The organism is Burkholderia seminalis, from assembly GCF_001718535.1.
GTDB lineage: Bacteria > Pseudomonadota > Gammaproteobacteria > Burkholderiales > Burkholderiaceae > Burkholderia > Burkholderia seminalis.
Genome location: NZ_CP013399.1, coordinates 140,811 through 161,139, shown reverse-complemented (window position 1 = coordinate 161,139; position 20,329 = coordinate 140,811). Strand labels below are relative to the sequence as shown.

At 68.6% G+C, this 20,329-nt stretch carries 8 protein-coding genes; 7 read left to right on the top strand and 1 reads right to left on the bottom strand.

Translation table 11 applies throughout. From position 1 onward, the window contains the following. Positions 1 to 239 precede the first annotated feature (239 nt). A complete protein-coding gene (locus WJ12_RS16580; RefSeq protein ID WP_059561075.1) occupies positions 240 to 1,937 on the bottom strand; it encodes a M4 family metallopeptidase in 1,698 nt (565 codons plus the stop codon). Between the two features lie 1,402 nt (positions 1,938 to 3,339). Between WJ12_RS16580 and WJ12_RS16575 the strand changes: the two genes are divergently transcribed. The 7 genes from WJ12_RS16575 (at position 3,340) to WJ12_RS16545 (ending at position 20,321) form a co-directional block, all read left to right on the top strand. Further along, positions 3,340 to 3,582 (top strand): hypothetical protein, encoded by a 243-nt coding sequence (locus WJ12_RS16575; RefSeq protein ID WP_034190058.1) that lies wholly within the window; start codon positions 3,340 to 3,342, stop codon positions 3,580 to 3,582. 164 nt (positions 3,583 to 3,746) lie between these two features. Then, positions 3,747 to 5,018, top strand: coding sequence for an HlyD family secretion protein (locus tag WJ12_RS16570; protein WP_034190059.1), 1,272 nt, complete (start codon positions 3,747 to 3,749; stop codon positions 5,016 to 5,018). 11 nt (positions 5,019 to 5,029) lie between these two features. Next, positions 5,030 to 7,252: a peptidase domain-containing ABC transporter gene (locus WJ12_RS16565; RefSeq protein WP_059561072.1), complete on the top strand. Its 2,223-nt coding sequence runs from the start codon at positions 5,030 to 5,032 to the stop codon at positions 7,250 to 7,252. Between the two features lie 3 nt (positions 7,253 to 7,255). Next, on the top strand, positions 7,256 to 8,680 hold the full coding sequence (locus WJ12_RS16560; RefSeq protein ID WP_404824187.1) for a TolC family protein: 1,425 nt from the start codon (positions 7,256 to 7,258) through the stop codon (positions 8,678 to 8,680). Beyond that, on the top strand, positions 8,662 to 10,254 hold the full coding sequence (locus WJ12_RS16555; RefSeq protein ID WP_082744757.1) for an acyltransferase domain-containing protein: 1,593 nt from the start codon (positions 8,662 to 8,664) through the stop codon (positions 10,252 to 10,254). The genes WJ12_RS16560 and WJ12_RS16555 overlap by 19 nt, the downstream gene beginning before the upstream one ends. Positions 10,255 to 10,329: 75 nt before the next feature. Then, entirely contained in the window at positions 10,330 to 16,296 is a 5,967-nt protein-coding gene (locus WJ12_RS16550; protein ID WP_059561068.1) for an SDR family oxidoreductase, read from the top strand. Then, positions 16,293 to 20,321 (top strand): cytochrome P450, encoded by a 4,029-nt coding sequence (locus WJ12_RS16545; protein ID WP_059561065.1) that lies wholly within the window; start codon positions 16,293 to 16,295, stop codon positions 20,319 to 20,321. The genes WJ12_RS16550 and WJ12_RS16545 overlap by 4 nt, the downstream gene beginning before the upstream one ends. The last annotated feature ends 8 nt before the right edge of the window (positions 20,322 to 20,329 follow it).

Below are 20,329 nucleotides of genomic sequence, written 5' to 3'. Positions count from 1 at the left end.
GGCGCAATGGGTTGAACGAACGTGTCGTCTGCTTGGGCGGATGCTTCGGTCACGGTGCCGCGTCGACGTCTCTGCAATGATCCGCCGGTCAACCGCCCGAGAATCGCAAGCGGTTGACCGGCAACGGTCCCCGTCGTTCGCATGAACGTCGCGTGACCGCGTCCGGCCAGCCTTCGATGCGAAGGACCGAAGGACGGCTACGCGATCGCCCGACGTTCGACGGGTTCACGCACGCACCGTCAATTCACCCCGACCGCGCTCCAGGCCCGCGCGACCGTTGCGCTTTCGGCCGAGTTCGCGCCATACAGGTCGTTCGCCGCCTGGATCGACGCCCGTCGCGCGTTCGGGTAGCTCGAGTTGGCGTTCAGGTACACGGTCAGCGTGCGGTACCAGATCTTGCCGGCCTTCTCGCGGCCGAGGCCGCTGAAGGTCGTGTCGCCGTTGCAGACCAGTTGCGCCTTCGACAGGCCGGTGTCGGTCGACGGCACCGACGGGCCTTCCGACAGCAGGTAGAAGAAGCGGTTGCCGACGCCCGACGTGAAATGCGGATCGTGGCGCGGATTCGACCACGAGAAGCCGCCGGACGGGTAACAGCTGAACGACCGGCCGTCGAGATCCTGCTTGTACATCTTGCGCAGGCCGCCGCTCACCACGCGCGCGCCGATCACGTAGTTGCCGGGATCGTTCGGGTTGTTCGCGTAGTACTTCACAAGCGTGCCGAAAATGTCGGACGTCGATTCGTTCAGGCCGCCCGCGTCACCCGAATAGTTCAGGTTGGCGGTGGCTTCGGTCACGCCGTGACTCATCTCGTGTCCGGCGACGTCGACTGAAACGACCGGTTTCGGCAGGCGAGTGCCCGGATCGCCGTCGCCATACACCATCACGTGCGACGACAGCCAGGCCGCGTTCGCGCCGGTCGTGCCGCTGCCGGTGTTGAAGACCACGTGAGCGTAGCTCTTCACGCCGCGGCCGTCGTTGAAGATGCCGTTGCGGTTGTGCGTGGTCTTGTAGTAGTCCCACGTCAACGCGAGCCCGTAGTCGATGTCCGCGGCGACCGTCTGCCGGTCGGTCGTCGTGTTGTTGCCCCACACGTTCGTGCTGCTCGTGAAGATCGGCAGGTCGGTCGCTTGCTCGACATCGTCCGAGCTCAGCCCACGGCCGTCGTAGACCGATCCGCTGCCGCGGCCCGGATCGAGCATCCGGTACGCGTTCGTGCCGGTCTGGTCCGTGGTGAGCGTCAGGTTGCCGTAGTACAGCGAGCGGCCGGTGCCGGTCGCGGCGGCGGTCTTGATCAGGTCTTGCGTGTCGAGCACGGTGCCGGTGCGTGCGTCGACGTAGTACAGCACCGCATCGCCGTGCGCTTCGGTGGCCTTGCCGTATACGCGCACCGCGTAGGCCAGAACCGGCGCGACGTCGCGCGCGAACACGACGAGTTCCGCGTCATCGACACGGCGTACGTCCGAGTTGAAACGCGCGGCCGCGATGCGCGTGGCCCTGGACGCGCCAACATCGGGTGCGTTGCGTACCACCGCGCGGTTTCCGACCTTGCCGATCGCGGCGGCGAGATTGATCGGCGCGGGCTGGGTCAGGCTCGCTTGCTTCAACTGCCCGTTGCGCGAATGGACGACAACGTCGCCGCCTATCACGGGCAGGCCCGCATGGAAGCGGTCGAAGCGCACGTGCTCGGTGCCGTCGGGATCGACGATCACGTCGCGTACCTGGAACTGATCGCCGTCCGCCGGCGCGTTCGCCTGCGGCCCCGCGAACTTCAACGTGCGTGCCGTGCCGCCGGTGGCGAGGCTGAAGGCGGACGGGTTCTGCTGGATCAGTTGCAGCGCTTTGTCGACCGCGGCCGACGGGTCGCCGGCCTGGGCAAAAGCGCTGAGACTCGCGACGGTAATCGCGGTGACGGGCAGCAGTCGAGACAGTTTCTTCATGTAATTCCCCAGATTATGAATGGGTTTGTTCGAGGAATGAATCAAGTGAAGACTTCCATACAAGACATGTCGCGAACAGCAGAGGCATGCTAGAGGGTGGTTTTTATAATTACAAGATATTTCCGGTTGGATTAAATTTTCATATCGCTATCGTTAATCAAGTCATGATTTGGTGATGGATTTGAAATGATCTTGTCGGCTTCATCGGAGGCCTCGCCGGCATTGCATCGGCGGTGGATGACTGCGAGGCGTCTCGTGACGCTCAGCGCGGCGCGGGACGCGGCTCGACGTGGGTCGGGAGGAATGAGCGAAGTGGAGCGGATTGAAAGCGGCCGCAGAAACTTGATTTATTAAACGTCGGTTTTGATTGTTGTCATTTGGTACTGAATTTGCGAGCATGAATGATGATTGAGATATTTCAGTTTTTTGATGGCGAAGACTTTGAATCCACGTTGAGATTTGGGAGGACGCCCGCTACGTAGCGAAATTTTGAACGTGAGGCCGTCAGATATTTTGATGCCGTGTTGATCGTGACCCGATGGCGGGTAATCCCGGTCGTGCAAGCTGCTGCCGGACTGATTGTGTGACGGATATCGAGGCCGGCGACAGGCTTGCCGGGACCGGCCCAAACACAGCCGCTGCCGGTGGCTGCTTCGTCGAAGCGGGCGGCGCACCGCCGCGGGCGCGGGTGGCCGGGTTTATCCGGCCGACGGCTCGATGCTTGCAAGGGAGCGACGGATCGACCGTGGAGACACGAGCTTTCCAGAATCAACTGAGGGCATTTAATCGCAGCAGGCAAGCTCGGAATTATCAATAAAAAAGAGCAAATATCCGCAAAATATCGGGTTTGCCCGATGGTGCGGTATCGTACAAAGAACGTCGGCAAAGTGACGGATCATTGGCCCGTCGGATTCAGTGCTGTAAAAAAACCTGAGGTGAAATCTGATGTCGACCCGCCATTCAATGACATTTCGTTGATTAGGTGAGCGGCATTTAGTGCGCGATTATTCTCGGTCGATCCTCGGTCGGGCAGTCGTTCTCGTTGAAATTTCGTACTCCATGACGTGCGGGTGCCTCGGCATCCATGCACGGGGGCACCTGTACGTCCGTTACTCGACGTCTTTCAGACGGATGCCGGACGGGACGAGGAGTGCTCGTATAGCGCCGATGAATTACCGTCCGGTTGCCGATTACGGTGAAATGTCGACCGATTGATCTCGGCCGCCGGGATTTTATGCGCCGTTTGAGCAGGATTGATGCAAGGGTTTAATTCGGATTGATCGATATGTCGAGTCGTTCGAAAGTTTAAATCTATTTAACGTGTTGATCTGCGTCGCAATCGCGGCGTTGTTCGATGCCCCGCTAGATGGATTATCTAGCAATTTGAAACTGGAGAAATGCAATGCAAGAACTGAATCAACAGGAAATCGCACAAGTTTCCGGCGGCTACTACAGCGGCCCGGGCATCCCGTCGGCGTTGGGCAACATCATCGAATGGGGCGGCAGCACCGCGGAGAGCATCGGCAATGCGCTGACGTTCGGCATCTTCGCCGCACCGGTCAAGCAGGCATACAACATCGGCGAGACGATCACGACCGCCGCGGTGAACCTGCTGGATGGCCTGTTCGGCGGCCCGCAGTACTGAGTTGCCTGCATTGAGGCGACGCGGTAGCGGCCGCGTCTCCCGATGATGGAACTGACGATCCGGTATGCACGGGTCTTCCATGTATACCGGATCGCTTTTGCCTGTTCCGACGCGTGGAAGCGGAATGGACGCCGATACCGATATTGGGCGACACGTTGGTGAAAATGGAGTTCGGTCTTTTTCGTTCTGAAGCGGCACAGGCTCGGCGCATGCGGGTGCTGGGCGACATCGTGCTCGTGCACCCTCTGTCCATGACGCTGCTGACGGTCGCCGCGATGGTCATGGCCACCTGCGTGGTGCTGTTCTTCACGTTCGGTACGTATACGCGGCGCACGACGGTCTCCGGTGTGGTGATGCCGGATGCGGGCCTGGTCAAGGTCTATGCATTGCAGCCGGGCATCGTCGTCGAGCGCGACGTGAAGGAAGGGCAGCGCGTGACGCGCGGGCAGACGCTCTACACGGTGTCGACCGATTTGCAAAGCGCGGCGCAAGGTGCGACGCAGGCCGCGTTGATCGCGCAGGCGCGGCAGCGCAAGGCATCCCTGCTCGCGGAAATGGACAAGACCCGCAGCCTGCAGCAGGACGAGCGCGACACGCTGCGCGCGAAGATCGCCAACCTGAAAGGCGCGCTCGCGCAAATCGACGACCAGCTCGCGGCCCAGCGGCTGCGCACGTCGATCGCGGCCGACGGCGCCACGCGCTATCGCCGCCTGCTCGCGCAGGATTACATCTCGAAGGACCAGGCACAGCAGCGCGAGGCCGACCTGCTCGACCAGCAGTCGAAGCTGAACGGGCTGCTGCGCGACCGTGCATCGACGCTTCAGTCGCTCACCGAGGCGAGCAACGAACTGTCGGGGCTCGGCTTCAAGCAGCAGAACCAGCTCGCGCAGATCGACCGCAACGTGATCGACGTCGACCAGAACCTGATCGAAAGCGAGGCGAAGCGCCGGATCGTCGTCACCGCGCCGGAGGCGGGCATCGTCACGGCCGCGATCGCGGACGTCGGCCAGTCGGTCGATACGTCGCGGCCGCTCGCGAGTGTCGTGCCGGGCGGCGCGCGCTGGCAGGCGCACCTGTTCGTGCCGAGCACGGCGATCGGCTTCGTGCGGGCCGGCGAGCCGGTGCTGGTCCGCTATCAGGCATTCCCCTATCAGAAATTCGGCCAGTACGGGGCCACGGTCGTGTCGATCGCGCGCACGGCGCTGTCGGCGGCCGAACTCGCGAACGACGGCGGCCCGGCGGCGACCCCGGGCGAGGGGCGCGACGCGACGTTCTACCGTGTGATCGTCGCGCTCGACGCCCAGCACGTCACCGCATACGGCGCGCAGCAACCGCTGCAGGCCGGCATGACGTTGCAGGCGGACATCCTGCAGGAACGCCGGCGCCTGTACGAATGGGTGCTCGAGCCGCTTTACAGCCTGACCGGCAAACTCTGACGGGCGCACGCATGCGATTACTCGATCGACTCTCGTTCGGCCTCGGCCGCAAGCTGCCGATGGTCCTGCAGACCGAAGCGGCCGAATGCGGCATCGCATGTCTCGCGATGGTGGCCGGTTATCACGGCCATCACGTGGATCTCGCGACGCTGCGCGCGCAGTTTCCCGTTTCGCTGAAAGGCGCGGGCCTCGGGCGCGTGATCGAGATCGCGCAGCGCCTGTCGCTCGGCACGCGCGCGGTGAAGCTCGACCTGGCGCAGCTCGGCCAGTTGCGCCTGCCGTGCCTGCTGCACTGGAATTTCAACCACTTCGTCGTGCTGAAGGAAGTGAACGGCAAGACCGCGACGATCCACGATCCGTCGCACGGTATTCGCAAGGTATCGCTCGCCGATGTCTCGCGCGCGTTCACCGGCGTCGCGCTGGAGCTGTGGCCGAACGCCGGCTTCGCGCCGCGCGCGGCGCGGCCGGCGGTCAGGCTGCGCGAACTGCTGGGCCCGGTGTCGGGGTTGTCGCGCTCGCTCGCGCAGATCCTGGTGCTGGCGATCGCGCTTGAAGTCTTCATGCTCGTGCAGCCGTTCTTCCTGCAATGGGTGATCGACGAAGTGATCGTCAGCGCCGATCGCGACCTGCTGACGGTGCTCGCGCTCGGCTTCGGTCTGTTGCTGCTGATGCAGCAGGCGACCGGCGCGATTCGCGCGTGGGCGCTGATGTATGTCGGCGTGACGCTCAACATCCAGTGGCGCGCGAACGTGTTCACGCATCTGCTGAGCCTGCCGGTGCGCTATTACGAACGCCGCCATCTCGGCGACGTCGTGTCGCGCTTCGGCTCGATCGACACGATCCAGCAGACGCTGACCACGTCGTTTCTCGGCGCGGTGATCGACGGGCTGATGACGCTCGTCACGCTGGCGATGATGTTCGTCTACAGCCGCACGCTCGGCTTCGTCGCGCTGGCGACGATGGCGCTGTACGCGCTTGTCCGATGGATGTGGTACGGCCCGTTGCGGCGCGCGACGGAGGATCAGATCGTGCACGCGGCCAAGCAGCAGAGCCATTTCCTCGAGACGGTGCGCGGCGTGAAGACGATCAAGCTGTTCAACCGCCAGACGGAGCGGCGCGCGAGCTGGATCACGCTGCTGGTCGAGCAAGTGAACGCGAGCCTGCACGTGCAGAAGCTGCAGATCTTCTATCAGCAGCTCAACGGGCTGCTGTTCGGCATCGAGAACGTGCTGGTCATCTGGCTCGGCGCGCGGATGGTGATGGACGGCCAGTTCACGGTCGGCGTGCTGATGGCGTTCAACGCGTACAAGAGTCAGTTCGACAGCCGGGTCGGCAGCCTGATCGACAAGTATTTCGAGGTCAAGATGCTGCAGTTGCAGGGCGAGCGGCTGGCCGACATCGTGTTCGCGGAAGCGGAACCCGACGCGAGCCTGCGCAGCGTGCCGGGCGAGTCGGACACGCTCGACGCGAGCATCGAGATCGACGGGCTGTCGTTCCGCTATGCGGACGGCGAGCCGCTGGTGCTGGACGGCGTCAATGCGACGATCGCGGCCGGCGAATCGGTCGCGATCGTCGGGCAGTCCGGTTGCGGGAAGACGACGCTGATCAGCGTGCTGCTCGGGATTCACGAGCCGACGGGCGGCGCCGTGCGCATCGGCGGGCTCGACGTGGCCAGGCTCGGCATCGAGCGGCTGCGCGCGCTGGTCGGCACGGTGCTGCAGGACGACGTGCTGTTCGCGGGGTCGATCGCGGAGAACATCAGCTTCTTCGATCCGGAAGCGGACCCGGACTGGGTCGCCGAGTGCGCGCGCATCGCGGCCGTGCACGACGACATCGCGGCGATGCCGATGGGCTACAACACGCTCGTCGGCGACATGGGCACCGTGCTGTCCGGCGGCCAGAAGCAGCGCGTGTTGCTGGCGCGCGCGCTGTACAAGCGGCCGCGCATCCTGGTGCTCGACGAAGCGACGAGCCATCTCGACATTCAGCGCGAGATGCAGGTCAATGCGGCCGTCACGCAGCTCGCGATGACGCGGCTCATCGTCGCGCACCGGCCGGAGACGATCGCGTCCGCGCAGCGCGTCATCATGCTGCAGGGCGGGAAGGTCGTGCTCGATCAGTCGACCGCGGCGATGCGCGCGGCGGTCGCGGCGAAGTCGCATGCCGGCGTGCCGGCCGCGTCCCGGCCGGCACCGCACGATGCCGGGCCGGTAGAGCCGGTGGCGGGGCGCTAGATGATGAAGCGATCATTCGCCGTCGTGCTGACCGCCGTTGCGCTGGCCGCCGCGCTGCCCGCGAGCGCGCAGATGCTCGACGTCTATCGCACGCGCGACGACGTCGCGGCGACGCAGGCCGGGTCGATGGCATCGGCCACCGCGTGCGGCGCACGGCGCCTCGACGACCGGCCGCTCGCCCTGGAGGACGCGATCCTGCTCGCGATCTGCTCCCATCCGCAACTGAGCCGCACGTGGGCGGATGCACGCGCGGCGACGGCCGAGGTCGGCGTGTCGAAGGCCGCGTACCTGCCGACGCTGAACGCGACGGCCGGGATCCAGCGCGACAACGTGAACACGACCTATACGGGCGGATTCTCCGGCGATCAGCGCAGCACCAGCCGTTACGGCATGCTCAACCTGAGCTGGGTGCTGTTCGATTTCGGCAAGCGCGGCGCGAACCTCGACCGTGCGCGCGCGTTGCTGCGCGCGGCCAACGCGGCGCACGACGACGCGTTGCAGAGCGTCTTCTTCGACGCGGCGCAGGCGTTTTATGCGCTGCGCGATGCGCAGGCGGCGCTCGAGGCCGCCCAGGCGGTCGAACATGCGGCGCAGGAGAGCCTGGCCGAAGCAAGCGCGCGGCACGACGGCGGCGCCGGCACGCTCGGCGACGCGTTGCAGGCGCAGACGACCTATCGCAAGGCGCTGCTCGACCGCGTGAGCGCGGAGGGCGACCTGCAGAACGCGATCGGCACGCTCGCGACGACGCTCGGCGCGGACGCCGACACGCCGCTGCGGATCGCCGACGCGGAACCGTCGCCCGATCGCGACGATTTCACGCGCGGCGTCGCGAACCTGATCGCCGAAGCGAAGCGCGATCACCCGAAACTGATCGCCGCCCGCGAGCGGCTCGAAGCGGCGCGCGACCAGATCCGCGCGGTGCGCGCCCAGTCGCTGCCGACGATTTCGCTGATGGGCAGCCTCTCGCGCAACAACCCGTCGTACCAGCAGCAGCCGTCGCTGTTCCAGTTGCAGAGCAGTCACAGCAACTCGATCGGCATCCAGGTTTCGATTCCGCTGTTCGAGGGATTCGCATCCGGGTATCGCATCGCGCAGGCGAAGGCGCAGGCCGACGCGCAGGAAGCCGATGTGCGCAGTACCGAACTCAAGGTGTCGCTCGACGTGTGGAAGAGCTACCAGAGCTTGCAAACCGACACGACGAACCTCGACAACTCGCAGCATCTGCTCGACACCGCGCTGCATTCGCTCGACATCGCCCGCGGCCGCTACAAGGCCGGGGTCGGCACGTTCACGGAACTGCTGAATGCGCAGTCGGCGCTCGCGGATGCGCGCCGGCAGCGCGTGCTCGCGGTGTCGAGGTGGCGGACCGCGAGACTGAAGCTGGCCGAGAGCCTTGGGAGGTTGGGATTATGGAACGACGCGAGTTGAACGGTACCGGGCCGAACGTGGGCGACGCGCAAGCGTGCGGCTGCGCGTTCCTGTTCCCGGGACAAGGGGCGTTCTATGCGGGCGCGTTGCGGCAACTCGGGCGAGAACACCGCGGCGTGCGGCAGACGCTCGACGCGATCGACGCGGTCGCGAGCGAGCGGCTCGGCCAGCCGCTGACCGGCGCGCTGTGGCGCGACGATGCGGGGCTCGATACGTGGCTGCGCGAGGCGCCCGACTTGTTGCAGCTCGGGATCTTCGGCGCATCGGTCGGGATGTTCGGCGTGCTGCGCGAACGCGGCGTCGTCCCCGACCTGCTGATCGGACACAGCTTCGGCGAAATCGCGGCGCTGGTGTGCGGCGGCGTGTATTCGATCGAGCAGGGCGCGCGCATCGTGTGCGACCGGATTGCGTCGTTGCAGGCCGCGGCGCCGGCCGACGGCATGATGGCCGCGATTTCGGCCGGCGCCGACGCGACACTCGCGCTGATCGACGCGAGCGCGATCACGCACGGGGTGCGCAACGTCTGCATCGCGGTCGAGAACCACGCGTCGCAGACCGTCGTGTCCGGCCCGCGCGACGCGCTGGAAGGTTTCGTCGCGGCCTGCGCGGCGCGCGGCGTGACCGCACAGACGCTCCGGTCTCCGTATGGCTTTCATCACCCCGACCTGGCCGGCGCGCGCGCGCAGTTCGCCGCGCGGCTTGCCGCCTATCGACCCGGCGCACTCGCGATTCCGGTGTATTCGCCGATCCTCGGCCGCCGCTATAGCGGCGCCGACGATCCCGGCATGCGGCTCGCGTCGCATTTCGTGATGCCGGTGCGCTTCGCGGACGCGATTCGCGCCGCGCGCGCGGACGGCATCGCCCGCTACGTCGAGTGCGGCGCGCTCAATGCGCTGGCGCGCATCGTCGTGCGCATCGCCGGGCCGGGCGCGGTCAGGACGTTCGGCGGCCCGACGAGCGTGGCAGAGGAATCGAGCGTCGTCACGACGATCACCCGTTATTTCCAGGAGGACAGCATCATGAAGGACGATATTCGCATCGGCAACGCCGGCTCCGGCTTCGACGCGTTCTGGCAAGCGCGCGGACCGCACATCGTCGACTGGCTCAAGGGCGAACTGCGTCACGCGTTCGACGCGGCGGGCACGGTGCCGGCAGGCACCGCACCGACGGCGACGCCACTCGCGCCGCAGCCGGACCCGATTCTCGCGCCCGCGCCGCGCCTCGCGGCAGTGGGTGGAGCGGCGCTGGCGCCGGTTCCGGCGCCGCCGAGTGAGGGGGCGCCCGCGGCGGTTGCCGCGGCGCGGCCCGCGCACGTGCCGCGCGAGCGGCTGTTCTCGGAGCTTGTCGATATCTACGCGCAGGCGATGGAATATCCGGCCGAGGTGTTCTCCGAATCGATCGAGCTCGAAGCCGAACTCGGTATCGACTCGGTCAAGCAGACCGAGATCATCCAGCGCATCACGGCGCGCTATGCGTTGCCGCCGCTGCCCGCGAATTTCCGCAGCGGCGACTTCAAGGCGATGGGGCAGATCGTCGATTTCGTCTACGAAAACCAGGGAAAGGCGCTCGCCTGACGGCCGCGCGCCGAAACGTTGGTCGGCAGGGGGGGCCCTGCCCGTAATCACAAGTTCTCGATAGGCAGGCGATCCATGTCGAATACCAGCATGCGCGGCAAGCTCGTTCTCGTGACGGGCGGTGCGAAAAACGTGGGCAAGGCGATCTGCAGGCGTTTCGCCGAGCAGGGCGCGCACGTGATCCTGAATTTCTTCCATTCGCTCGACGCGTCGAAGGAGACGGCCGAGGAACTGCGCGCGCTCGGCGCGACCGTCGACGTGATCCGAGCGTCGGTCGCGCAGCAGGCGCAGGTCGACCGGATGTTCGACGAGATCGAACGGCGCTACGGCCGCCTCGACGTGCTCGTCAACAATGCGGCGTCCGGCGCGCTGCTCGGCGTCGACGAGATCGGCGCCGAGCATTTCGATCGCGCGCTCGACACCAACCTGAAAGGCGCGTTCTGGTGCGCGCGCCGTGCCGCGGCGCTGATGGCGCGCTCGGGCGGCGGCGCGATCGTCAACGTGTCGTCGGTGGGCGCGACGCTCGTGCCCGCGAACTATCTCGTCGTCGGCACCGCGAAGGCGGCACTCGAATCGCTGACGCGCTATCTCGCGGTCGAGTACGCGGGGCGCCAGATCCGGGTGAACGGCGCATCGTCGACGCTGATCGACGGCGACGTCGCCGCGCAGTTTCCGGACCCGGAGAACACGAAGCGATCGAGCATCGCGGCGACCCCGCTGAAGCGGCTCGCGCGCGCGGAGGATCTTGCCGATCTCGTCGTGTTTCTCGCGTCGGATGCCGCGCGCTGGATTACCGGACAGGTGGTCGTCGCGGATGGCGGGTTGTCGCTGTGCAGCGAGGGATTGTCGCCGCGCGCGGACTGGGCGACCGCCGGGCAGGATGCGGGCGCGGCCGTCGCGCAACCGGCTGCCCGTACGGCCGCCGCTGCCGACGACGCACCGGACAGCGACGACATCGCCGTGGTCGGCATGGGTCTCGCATTGCCCGGCGCAAGCGATCCGGACGCATTCTGGCGGGCGCTGCTGGACGGTCCCGAGCTGTTCGGCAACGTGCCGCCGGATCGGTGGGACTACCGCTCGTTCTACTCGCCGGATACGTCGGCGGAAGACAAGAGCTACCAGTCGCGCTCGGTCTTCATCGAACAGTTCGAGCCGTGCTCGACGGTGCGCGCCGAGCTCGACGCCGGCACCGCGCCGCGCGAACTCACGACGCTGTGGCTGCGCCACGCACTGTGCCAGGCGCTCGACGGCGTGACGCTGCGCGACGCCGATCGTGTCGCGTTTCTGGTCGGCTACACGGCGGACGGCAGCCAGCATCTCGAGGAAGGCATGGTGCTGGCCGCCGCGCGCGAGCGCCTGAACGCGGTGCTGGCCGACGCCGGCGTCGACGCGGCCGAGCGCGCGCGCCGCGTGGCCGCGATCGATGCGGTGCTGAGCGCGCGCTATGCGCGCGGCGCGGGCGATCTTGCGTCGTTCTTCCCGCACCGTGTCGGTCTGAACGCGATGAAGGGCGTGCTGCCGGACGATGCGGAATACATGATGGTCGACACCGCGTGTTCGTCGTCGCTGTATTCGATCGATCTCGGGATCAAGGCGCTGCTGCTCGGCAAGCAGGACGTGGTCGCGTGCGGCGGTGCGTTCGCGCTCGCACCGCGCGGCTCGATCCTGTTTTCGAAGCTGCACGGGCTGTCGCGCAGCGGCGAGGTGCGGCCGCTCGATCGCAACTGCGACGGCGTACTGTTCGCGGACGGCGCGGGCGTCGTGATCCTGAAGCGCCTGGCGCGCGCGCGCGCGGACGGCGACCGCATTCTCGGCGTGCTGAAGTCGTTCGGCTCGTCGTCGGACGGGAAAGGCAAGGCGATCTACGCGCCGAATTCGGCCGGCCAGCGCATCGCGATCGACCGCGCGTATGCGCGCACCGCGACGGTGCCCGCCGACGTCGACTGGGTCGTGGCGCATGCCACCGGCACGCCGGCCGGCGATCTCGCCGAATTCCAGAGCCTGCGCGACGCGATCCGGCGCGATCGCCCGGTGCAGGTGACCTCCAACAAGTCGCTGGTCGGGCATACGGGCTGGGCGGCGGGCGTCGTATCGGTGATCCAGGTGCTGCTCGGCTTGCGCCACGAGGTCATCCCGCCCCAGCATCGCTTCAGCGAACCGCCGCCGGAATTCGAACTCGGCGGCACGAGCCTGCGGATCCCGGTGGCGCCGGTGGCGTGGCCGGTCCGGCGCGATTCGGCGCGCGTCGCGGCGGTGTCCGGGTTCGGCTTCGGCGGCACGAACGGCCACCTGATCGTGTCGGAGTACCGCGCCGATCTGCCCGCCGGCGGCGCGAGCGGCCGCTTCAAGCGCGAACCGCTGGCGATCGTCGGTTGGTCCGCGAAGTTTCCCGGTCTCGACGGCGACGCCGAGGTCGCGGCCTGGCTGCGTGGCGAAGGCCGCGCGCCGGACGCGAGCTTCGGGATCGGCTATCCGCTGCCGAGCTTCGCGCGCGTGAAGATGCCGCCGGCCGTGTTGCGCGCGCTCGATCGCTGCCAGCTGATGGCGCTCGATGCCGCGCACGATCTGCGCGAACGTCTCGGCACGTTCTGGCAGGAGCATGCGGACACGATCGGGCTCGTGATGGGACATATGGGGCCCACACGTAACGCGGCGCTGTATGCGAGCCGCTGCTATCTCGACGACATCGCGGCGGCGGTGCTCGACGCGACGCGGCCGGACGAGCGCGCGACGACCGAGCGCCTGCTGGACGGCTTGCGCGACGCGACGCAGCGGCTCGTCGCGCCGACCACCGAAAACTCGTTTCCCGGGATGATGCCGAACGTGATCCCGGCGCGCGTCGCCAATTACCACGATCTGCACGGGATGAACATGACGGTGGACGCGGGCCACGCATCGACGCTCGCCGCGTTCGAGGCGGCCGAGCGGTTCCTGTGCAGCGGCGAGCTCGACATGGCGATCGTCGGCGGGATCAACGGCAACGCCGCGGAGGAGGTGGGTCCGGCATTCGGGCTGCCGCTCGCGGAGGGTATCGTGCTGTTCGCGGTGACGACCGTGCGACATGCGCAGGCCGAAGGGCTGCCGGTGCTCGCGGTGGTCGGCGGCGGCGACGCGCGGGCCGCGGTCGAGCCGGCCGCGCCGTGCGATGCGACGGGCCGCGCGGTCACGTACGCGGGCGCGGATGCGGCGATCGACGTGCTGCGCGCGATCGTTGCGCGTACCCCCGACGTGACGCTGGCACGCGACAGCGGCGGCGACCGGCCGCGCTATGCGCTGCACGTCGCCTGCGAGCCGGCCGCCGCGCAGGCGGCCGCCCCGCATGAACCGCAAGCCGCGGTTGTAGCCGCGCCGGTGCAGGCCGTGCAGCCGGCGCCGGCTGCCGCACCCGTCGGGCCCGGGACGTTGCTGCCCGGCACGTTGCGCCGGACCGGCGTCGCGGCCGACGGCGAGCCGCTCGGCGTCGCACGATACCGGATCGAATGGCGCGATGCGCCGTGGCGGCCCGCGGGACGATCGACGCCGTTCATCGCGCCGCGTTGCGTGATCGTCACCGACCTGCCGGAAGCGCTCGCGGCACAGCCCGATCCTGGCCCCGGCTGCGTGGTGTTGTCGACGCGTCCGTTCGCGGTGAGCCGGCCGGGCTGGCACTGGATCGAGCGAATCGACGAAACCGTGCTCGACGGGCTGCCCGACGACATCGGCCACGTGCGCGTGCTGACGTCGCTCGATGCCGGCACGCTCGCCTCGGGTACCGCAGCGCCGGCCGCGCCCGCGCGGCTCGCGCTGCACGATCTCGCGTTCCTCGCGATCAAGCGTTGCCATGCGGCACTCAAGCGCGACGGCAGCTTCGTCGCGCTGCTGCTCGATGCGCTCGCGGGCGAGGTGCCGCATCCGGATGCCGGGCTCTACACCGGTCTCGTGAAGGCGCTGGCGATCGAGATGCCGGAAGCGCGCCCGGTGGCCGTGCTGACCGATGCCCGCTCGCTGCCCGATGCGCTGCGCGACGCCGAGCGTGAAAGCGGCGCGCGTCACTGGCTGCCGGTCGTCGCGCTGGGCGGCGGGCGTCGCCGCACGCCGCGCGTGATCGAGGACGCGGGCGAGCTGCGCGCGGACGAGCGCCTGGCGCTCGGGCCCGACGCGGTCGTCGTCGCGGTCGGCGGCGCACGCGGGATCACCGGCGAGCTGATGAAGACGCTGGCCGCGCACGTGCGCCCGACGCTGTACCTGATCGGCAGCAGCGCGCTCGACGAGGTCGACGCGGACTTGCTCACGATGGACGACGAAGCATTCGCGAAGACCCGCCCCGATTACATTCGCCAGCAGAAGGCACGGCATCCGGAGCAGCCGCTGCCGGCGATCATCCGCGCGTTCGAGCGGCGTGCCGACGCGCGCACGGCGTGCATGAACATCGAGGCGATGCGCGCCTTCTGCGGCGCGCATCGCGTGACGTACCTGCGCGCCGACGTGATGGACCCCGGCAGCGTGCGCACGGCCATCGACACGATTCTCGCACGCGAACCGCGCGTCGACCTGCTGGTCAACGCGGCCGGACTGAACCGTTCCGCATCGGTGCTCGTGAAGTCGCTGGACGATTTCGTCGCGGTGCGCGACATCAAGGTGCGCGGCTACTGGAACCTGCGCGGCGCGTTCGGCGCCCGGCAGCCTCGCCTGTGGTGCAACTTCGGGTCGTTCATCGGCCTGACGGGCCAGGCCGGCGAAACCGACTACGCGTCGGGCAACGACTTCCTGAACACGCAGGCGTCGTATCACCGCGCGACGCTCGGCCACGACGAATTCACGATTGGCTGGACGCTGTGGCGCTCGGTGGGGCTCGGCTCGAATCCGGTCACGCGCGCGTTTCTCGAGAAGAGCGGCCTGTTCACGAGCATGCGCACCGCGGAAGGGCAGCATCACTTCATGCGCGAGCTCGGTCTCGGCGAGCGCGCGGCGATGTCCGTGCATCTGGGCGAGGCCGAGCGACGGGCGATCGAGACGCACCTGCCCGGCTACTTCGATCTCGACGAAGCGGAAGCGGCGCCGCACGTCGCCACGCCGCGCGAGCCGGATTTCTATCTCGGCCGCGAGCTGGCGCGCACCGGCGACAGCGTGAGCTTCGAGCGCGTGTTCGATCTCGAGCGCGATGCGTACCTGCAGCATCACGTCGTCAACGGTTTTCCGACGCTGCCGGGCACGTTCGTGCCCGAAGTGGCCGCCGAGGCCGCGCTGCGGCTCGTGCCGGGGCTCAAGGTCGTCGGATTCGCGGACGCGGCGTTCCTGCACTTCCTGCGCGTCTACGATGCGAAGCGGCCGAGCGCGAAGCGCATCCACGCGCGCATCGCCGCGCGCGACGGCGACGCCGTGCTCGTGCACGTGCGGATCTCCGGCGATGTGCTGGCGCCCGGCGGCCAGGTGCTCGTGCGCGACAAGCCGCACTTCGAGATCACCGTGCGCCTGGCTGCGGCCTACGCGCCGGCACCGGTGTGGAGCGAACCGCCGGGCGGGACGTTTGTGCCCGTCGCCGATCCGTATCACTTCGACGCGGCGCCGGTGAGACTGACCGGCATGTTCGTGTCGACGACCGACACCGGCATGAGCGAAACGGGCAAGCAGGCGCGCTTCCGGCTGAACGTGCCGGACGGCGATCCGGTGTTCTCGCGCTTCGTGGTGCCGAGCATCCTGCTCGACGGTCTTGCACGCGTGGCGGCGCTCGATCATGTCGCCGGCGACTACATCCCGCTCGCGGCGCCGATGTCGATCGGCCGCATCGACCTGTACGAAGCCGGCAACGACTGCGAGCTGGCGGCACGCCATGCGTCGATCGCGCTGCGCGTGACGCCGCGCGCCTTCGCGCTCGAAGGGCCGGCGAGCAGCGGCAACCGGTTCGTCGCGGTGCGCCCGGACGGCCGCATCGTGATGCAGATGCGCGACGTGACGGGCATCGTGACCGGCTACGTGCACCGCGTGACCGGCGCGTTCGCCACGCGCGGCGAGATCGATGCGCGGCTCGCCGCGCCCGCGGCTTCCGAACAGGTGTCGGCATGAGCACGAAGCGTCTCGCGCCCGGCCCGCGCGGCAGCGTCGTGATGGGCAATCTCGCGGAATACAAGCGCAATCCCGTCACGATGCTGCTGAAGCTGCAGCAGCAGTACGGCGACATCGCCCGCAACCGGCTGGGCCCGTTTCTCACGCATGCGCTCGCGCATCCGGACGGCGTCCAGCACGTGCTTCAGGACAATCACCGCAACTACGTGCGCGGCCGCTTCTACGACAACTTCAAGATGTTCTTCGGCGACGGACTGCTGACGACGGACGGCGAGTTCTGGCGGCGTCACCGGCGCGTCGTGCAGCCGCTCTTTCACCGCAAGCAGGTGGAAGCGCATACGGCCGCCGTCGGCGACGCGGCGCTCGCGCTCGTCGAGCGCTGGCTGAAGCGGCCCGCGCACGCGCCGTTCGATGCCGTCGAGGAGATGATGCGCGTGAGCCTGCGCATGCTCGGGTTGATGCTGTTCAACGCGGACATCTCGCGGCACGCGGACGAGGTCGGGCCGGCGGTGCGCTTCGGCATCGAGGCGATGATGCCGCAGGGCAACATGAACGATTTCGTGCCGCGCTGGATGCCGACGCCGTTCAACCGCCGGATCGCACGCGCGCGCCGCGGGATCGACACGATCGTCGATGCGATCGTCGCGGAGCATCGCGCGGGACGCTGCGACACGAGCGACGTGATCGCGCTGCTGCTCGCCGCGCGCGACCCCGACACGGGCGCGCCGCTGACCGAGCGCGAGGTGCACGACGAGGTGATGACGGTGTTCCTGGCCGGCCACGAAACGACCGGCAGCGGGATGGCGTGGGGGCTCTATGCGCTCGCGCAGCATCCGGACGTGCTGCGGCGGCTGCGCGAGGAGCTCGATGCGGTGCTCGGCGGTCGCGCGCCCACGGCAGACGACATTGCGCGCCTGCCGTATCTGGTGCAGACCGTCGACGAGATCCTGCGGCTCTATCCGCCGATCTGGGGCTTCACGCGCGACCTGGTCGACGACGACGAGATCGGCGGCTATCACGTGCCGGCCGGTTCGTCGGTATTCATGTCGCCGTACGTCACGCATCGTCATCCGGCACTGTGGGCCAACCCTGACGCATTCGATCCGGAGAACTTCGGATCGCACGCGCCGACGCGGCACAAGTACGCGTACTTTCCGTTCGGCGGCGGGATGCGCAAGTGCATCGGTTATCAGACCGCGCTGCTGCAGATCCGCGTGCTGATCGCGGTAGTCGCGCAGCACGTCGATCTGAGCGCGGTGCCCGGTCGTTCGCTCGACACGGGCGCGACGATTTCGCTGCGCCCGCGTGACGGCATTCAGCTGGTCGCCCGGCCGAGATCGCGCGAACGCACGAGCGCGGCGCCTGCCGGGCGCGACGTGCAGGTGCCGGCTTCGCGCGGCACGGCGTGTCCGTTCACCGGTGCGCCGGCAACGACGGCCGGCGGCGAGCGGGCGGCAAGCGTGACGGCGCCGGCCGCGCCCGCGCCTGCTGCCGGGCCGACGCTGCCGCCCGACGTGTGGGCGTTTCTGCAACGCGACGCGATGGCACCCGAAGCCCGGCGCGGCATGGACGTCGAAGCAGACGTGGACGGCGCACCGACCCACCGCTTCACGTGGCGGCCGGTCGAGATCGAACCGCTGCCCGAACGGCCGGCGGCCGAACTGAGCGGCAAGCGGATCGCGATCGTCAACGGCCTCGGCCGCACGGCCGAGCGCGTGGTGGCGGCGCTCGCACGCGCCTGCGCGAAGCCCGCGGTGTTCGCCCCCGCCGACGGCGTCGATCCGGCGGCGGCCGCGAACGCGTTCGTCGCCCAGTCGGGTCCGTTCGACGGGATCGTCGATCTCGGCGTCGAGGCACCGTTCTCGCTCGACGTGCGCGATCAGTGGGAAGCGCCGCTGCGCCGCACGGTCGCGTTGCTGCAGGCGTGTTACGGCGACTGGGTGCAGGAGGAAGCGACGTCGCGGCTGTTCTATCTCGCCGTGACCTGGCTGGATGGACTGATGGGATACGGCGACGACACGCTCGTCCAGCCGCTCGGCGGATTGTGGGCGGGGCTCGCGAAGACGCTGCCGCAGGAATTGCCGAACTGCAACGTGCGCGTGCTGGACATCGCGCCGGACGAAACTGGCCGCGTCGACGGGTTGATCGCACGCGAGCTGTATCGCTGGGGGCGCTTCGAGGTCGGTCATCGCGACGGGCGCCGCCACACGCTCGTCGCGACCCGCGACGACCTGCCGGCGCAAGCGGCGCCCGACTGGGGGCCCGACGATGTCGTGCTGTTCTCGGGCGGCGCACGCGGTATCGGGTTCCTGGCCGCCTGCGAGATCGCGAAGCAGTATCGCTGCACGGTGATCGTCACCGGTCGCGAAGCGCCGCCGGCCGGCGACGAGCCGTGGCTCGCGCTCGACGATGCGGGCTTCAGGCGCTACGGGCTCGACCTGCTGCGCCAGGCGACGCCGGAGCGGCCGCCCAAGGCGATCCGGCACACGCTGCAGCAACTCGAACGGCGCCGCGAGCTGAAGGCGTCGCTCGACGCCGCGGCCGCGCTCGGCCTGCCGGTACGCTACGCGGTATGCGACGTGACCGATGCGAACGCCGTGCGCGCGTTGTGCGACGCCTTCGGCGCGCGGCTGCGTGGCGTGATCCACAACGCCGGCATCGACCAGCCGGTGCGGTTGCCGCGCAAGTCCGCGGACGAATTCGTCGGTACCGCGCGCGTGAAGGTGCTCGGCTTCATGAATCTGTACGCGGCCGTGCGCGAGCGGCCGCGTGTCGACTGCTTCGTCAACGTCGGCTCGCTGACCGGCCGCTGGGGCGGCATGACGGGCGAGACCGACTACGCGGCCGCGAACGAGGCGCTCGCGCGGCTCGGCTGGTGGGCGCGCCGCGATGCGCCCGGGCGCGCGGTGAAAACGCTCGTGTGGCCGACGTGGGACGGCGTCGGCATGATCACGAACCTCGCCGTCACGCGGCGCTATGTGACGCCGATGCGCATCGCCGACGGCGTTCGGCACTGGCTGGCGGAGCTCGCGCCGCCCACGCTGCCCGCGGCCCCCGGCGACGGCGACGGCGAACCGATGTACATGGGCGCCGTCGGCCGTGCGTTGACGCCGATCCAGCTTCGCGGCTTCGATGCGGTCGACGGCTTGCCGAATCTCGGCGAACTCGCGACGCGCCGGCACCACGCGGGCGAGCCGCGGCGATTCCGGCCGTTCGCGTTTTTCTCGACGCGCTATCGCGCGGCCAACGCGCCCTATACGCGCGCATTCCGCTTCGGCGGCCGCGCGGCGGTGCCCGCGTCGCTGCTGCTCGAGCACGCGCGCGTCGTGGCCGACTGGGTTGCGCCGCCCGACGGCGAGCGCGCCTACCTGCATGAAGCCGCCGACGTGACGATCGCGCTCGATGCGCTCGCCGACGCGCTCGATGCGCACGGCGATCTCGCGCTCGACACCGACGTGACCGGCCGTACGGCCGGCGACGGCTGGCACGTGACGGTGCGGTGCGCGTCGCTCGCCGGCCGCGTGCTACTCGATGCGACGTTCGTGTACCGCGGTCATCCGCCCGCGGGGACGACCGTGCCGCTGCCGCACGACGGACAGGACGACGCGGTCCGGCCGGCCGTGTGCGCGATCTGGCGCGGCGACCTGCTGCCCGACGCGGACTGGCGCGGCGGCATCGCGCAGGTCAGGGCCGCCGACGCCGATGCGTTGTGGCGCGCGCCGGGCGACGGCGACGCGCGCGACGCGGCGCCGTGCCCGCAGGTATGGCTGCCGGTCAATCATCTGGAGAACGTGTTGCGCGTGCTGCTCGGCGCGTGGCCCGCAGACGGCGAGCCGCCGCGCACGTGGCGCATTGGCGGCATCGCATTCGGCGCCGCGTGCGCCGCCGACGCCGAATTGCTGCTGCGCTATCCGGACGGCCGCTTCGCGATCGCCGATCGCGGCGGCGCATCGATCGCCGATCTGCGCGATGCGCGGCTGGCCGGCGCGACCGGCACGCGGGCGGCGGCCGCGCCGGTTCTTTGAACGGAAAG

Bases quoted from the DNA above. Each gene is read 5' to 3' on its own strand.
- WJ12_RS16580 (WP_059561075.1), bottom strand. From the start codon at position 1,937: ATGAAGAAACTGTCTCGACTGCTGCCCGTCACCGCGATTACCGTCGCG.
- WJ12_RS16575 (WP_034190058.1), top strand. From the start codon at position 3,340: ATGCAAGAACTGAATCAACAGGAAATCGCACAAGTTTCCGGCGGCTAC.
- WJ12_RS16570 (WP_034190059.1), top strand. From the start codon at position 3,747: ATGGAGTTCGGTCTTTTTCGTTCTGAAGCGGCACAGGCTCGGCGCATG.
- WJ12_RS16565 (WP_059561072.1), top strand. From the start codon at position 5,030: ATGCGATTACTCGATCGACTCTCGTTCGGCCTCGGCCGCAAGCTGCCG.
- WJ12_RS16560 (WP_404824187.1), top strand. From the start codon at position 7,256: ATGAAGCGATCATTCGCCGTCGTGCTGACCGCCGTTGCGCTGGCCGCC.
- WJ12_RS16555 (WP_082744757.1), top strand. From the start codon at position 8,662: ATGGAACGACGCGAGTTGAACGGTACCGGGCCGAACGTGGGCGACGCG.
- WJ12_RS16550 (WP_059561068.1), top strand. From the start codon at position 10,330: ATGTCGAATACCAGCATGCGCGGCAAGCTCGTTCTCGTGACGGGCGGT.
- WJ12_RS16545 (WP_059561065.1), top strand. From the start codon at position 16,293: ATGAGCACGAAGCGTCTCGCGCCCGGCCCGCGCGGCAGCGTCGTGATG.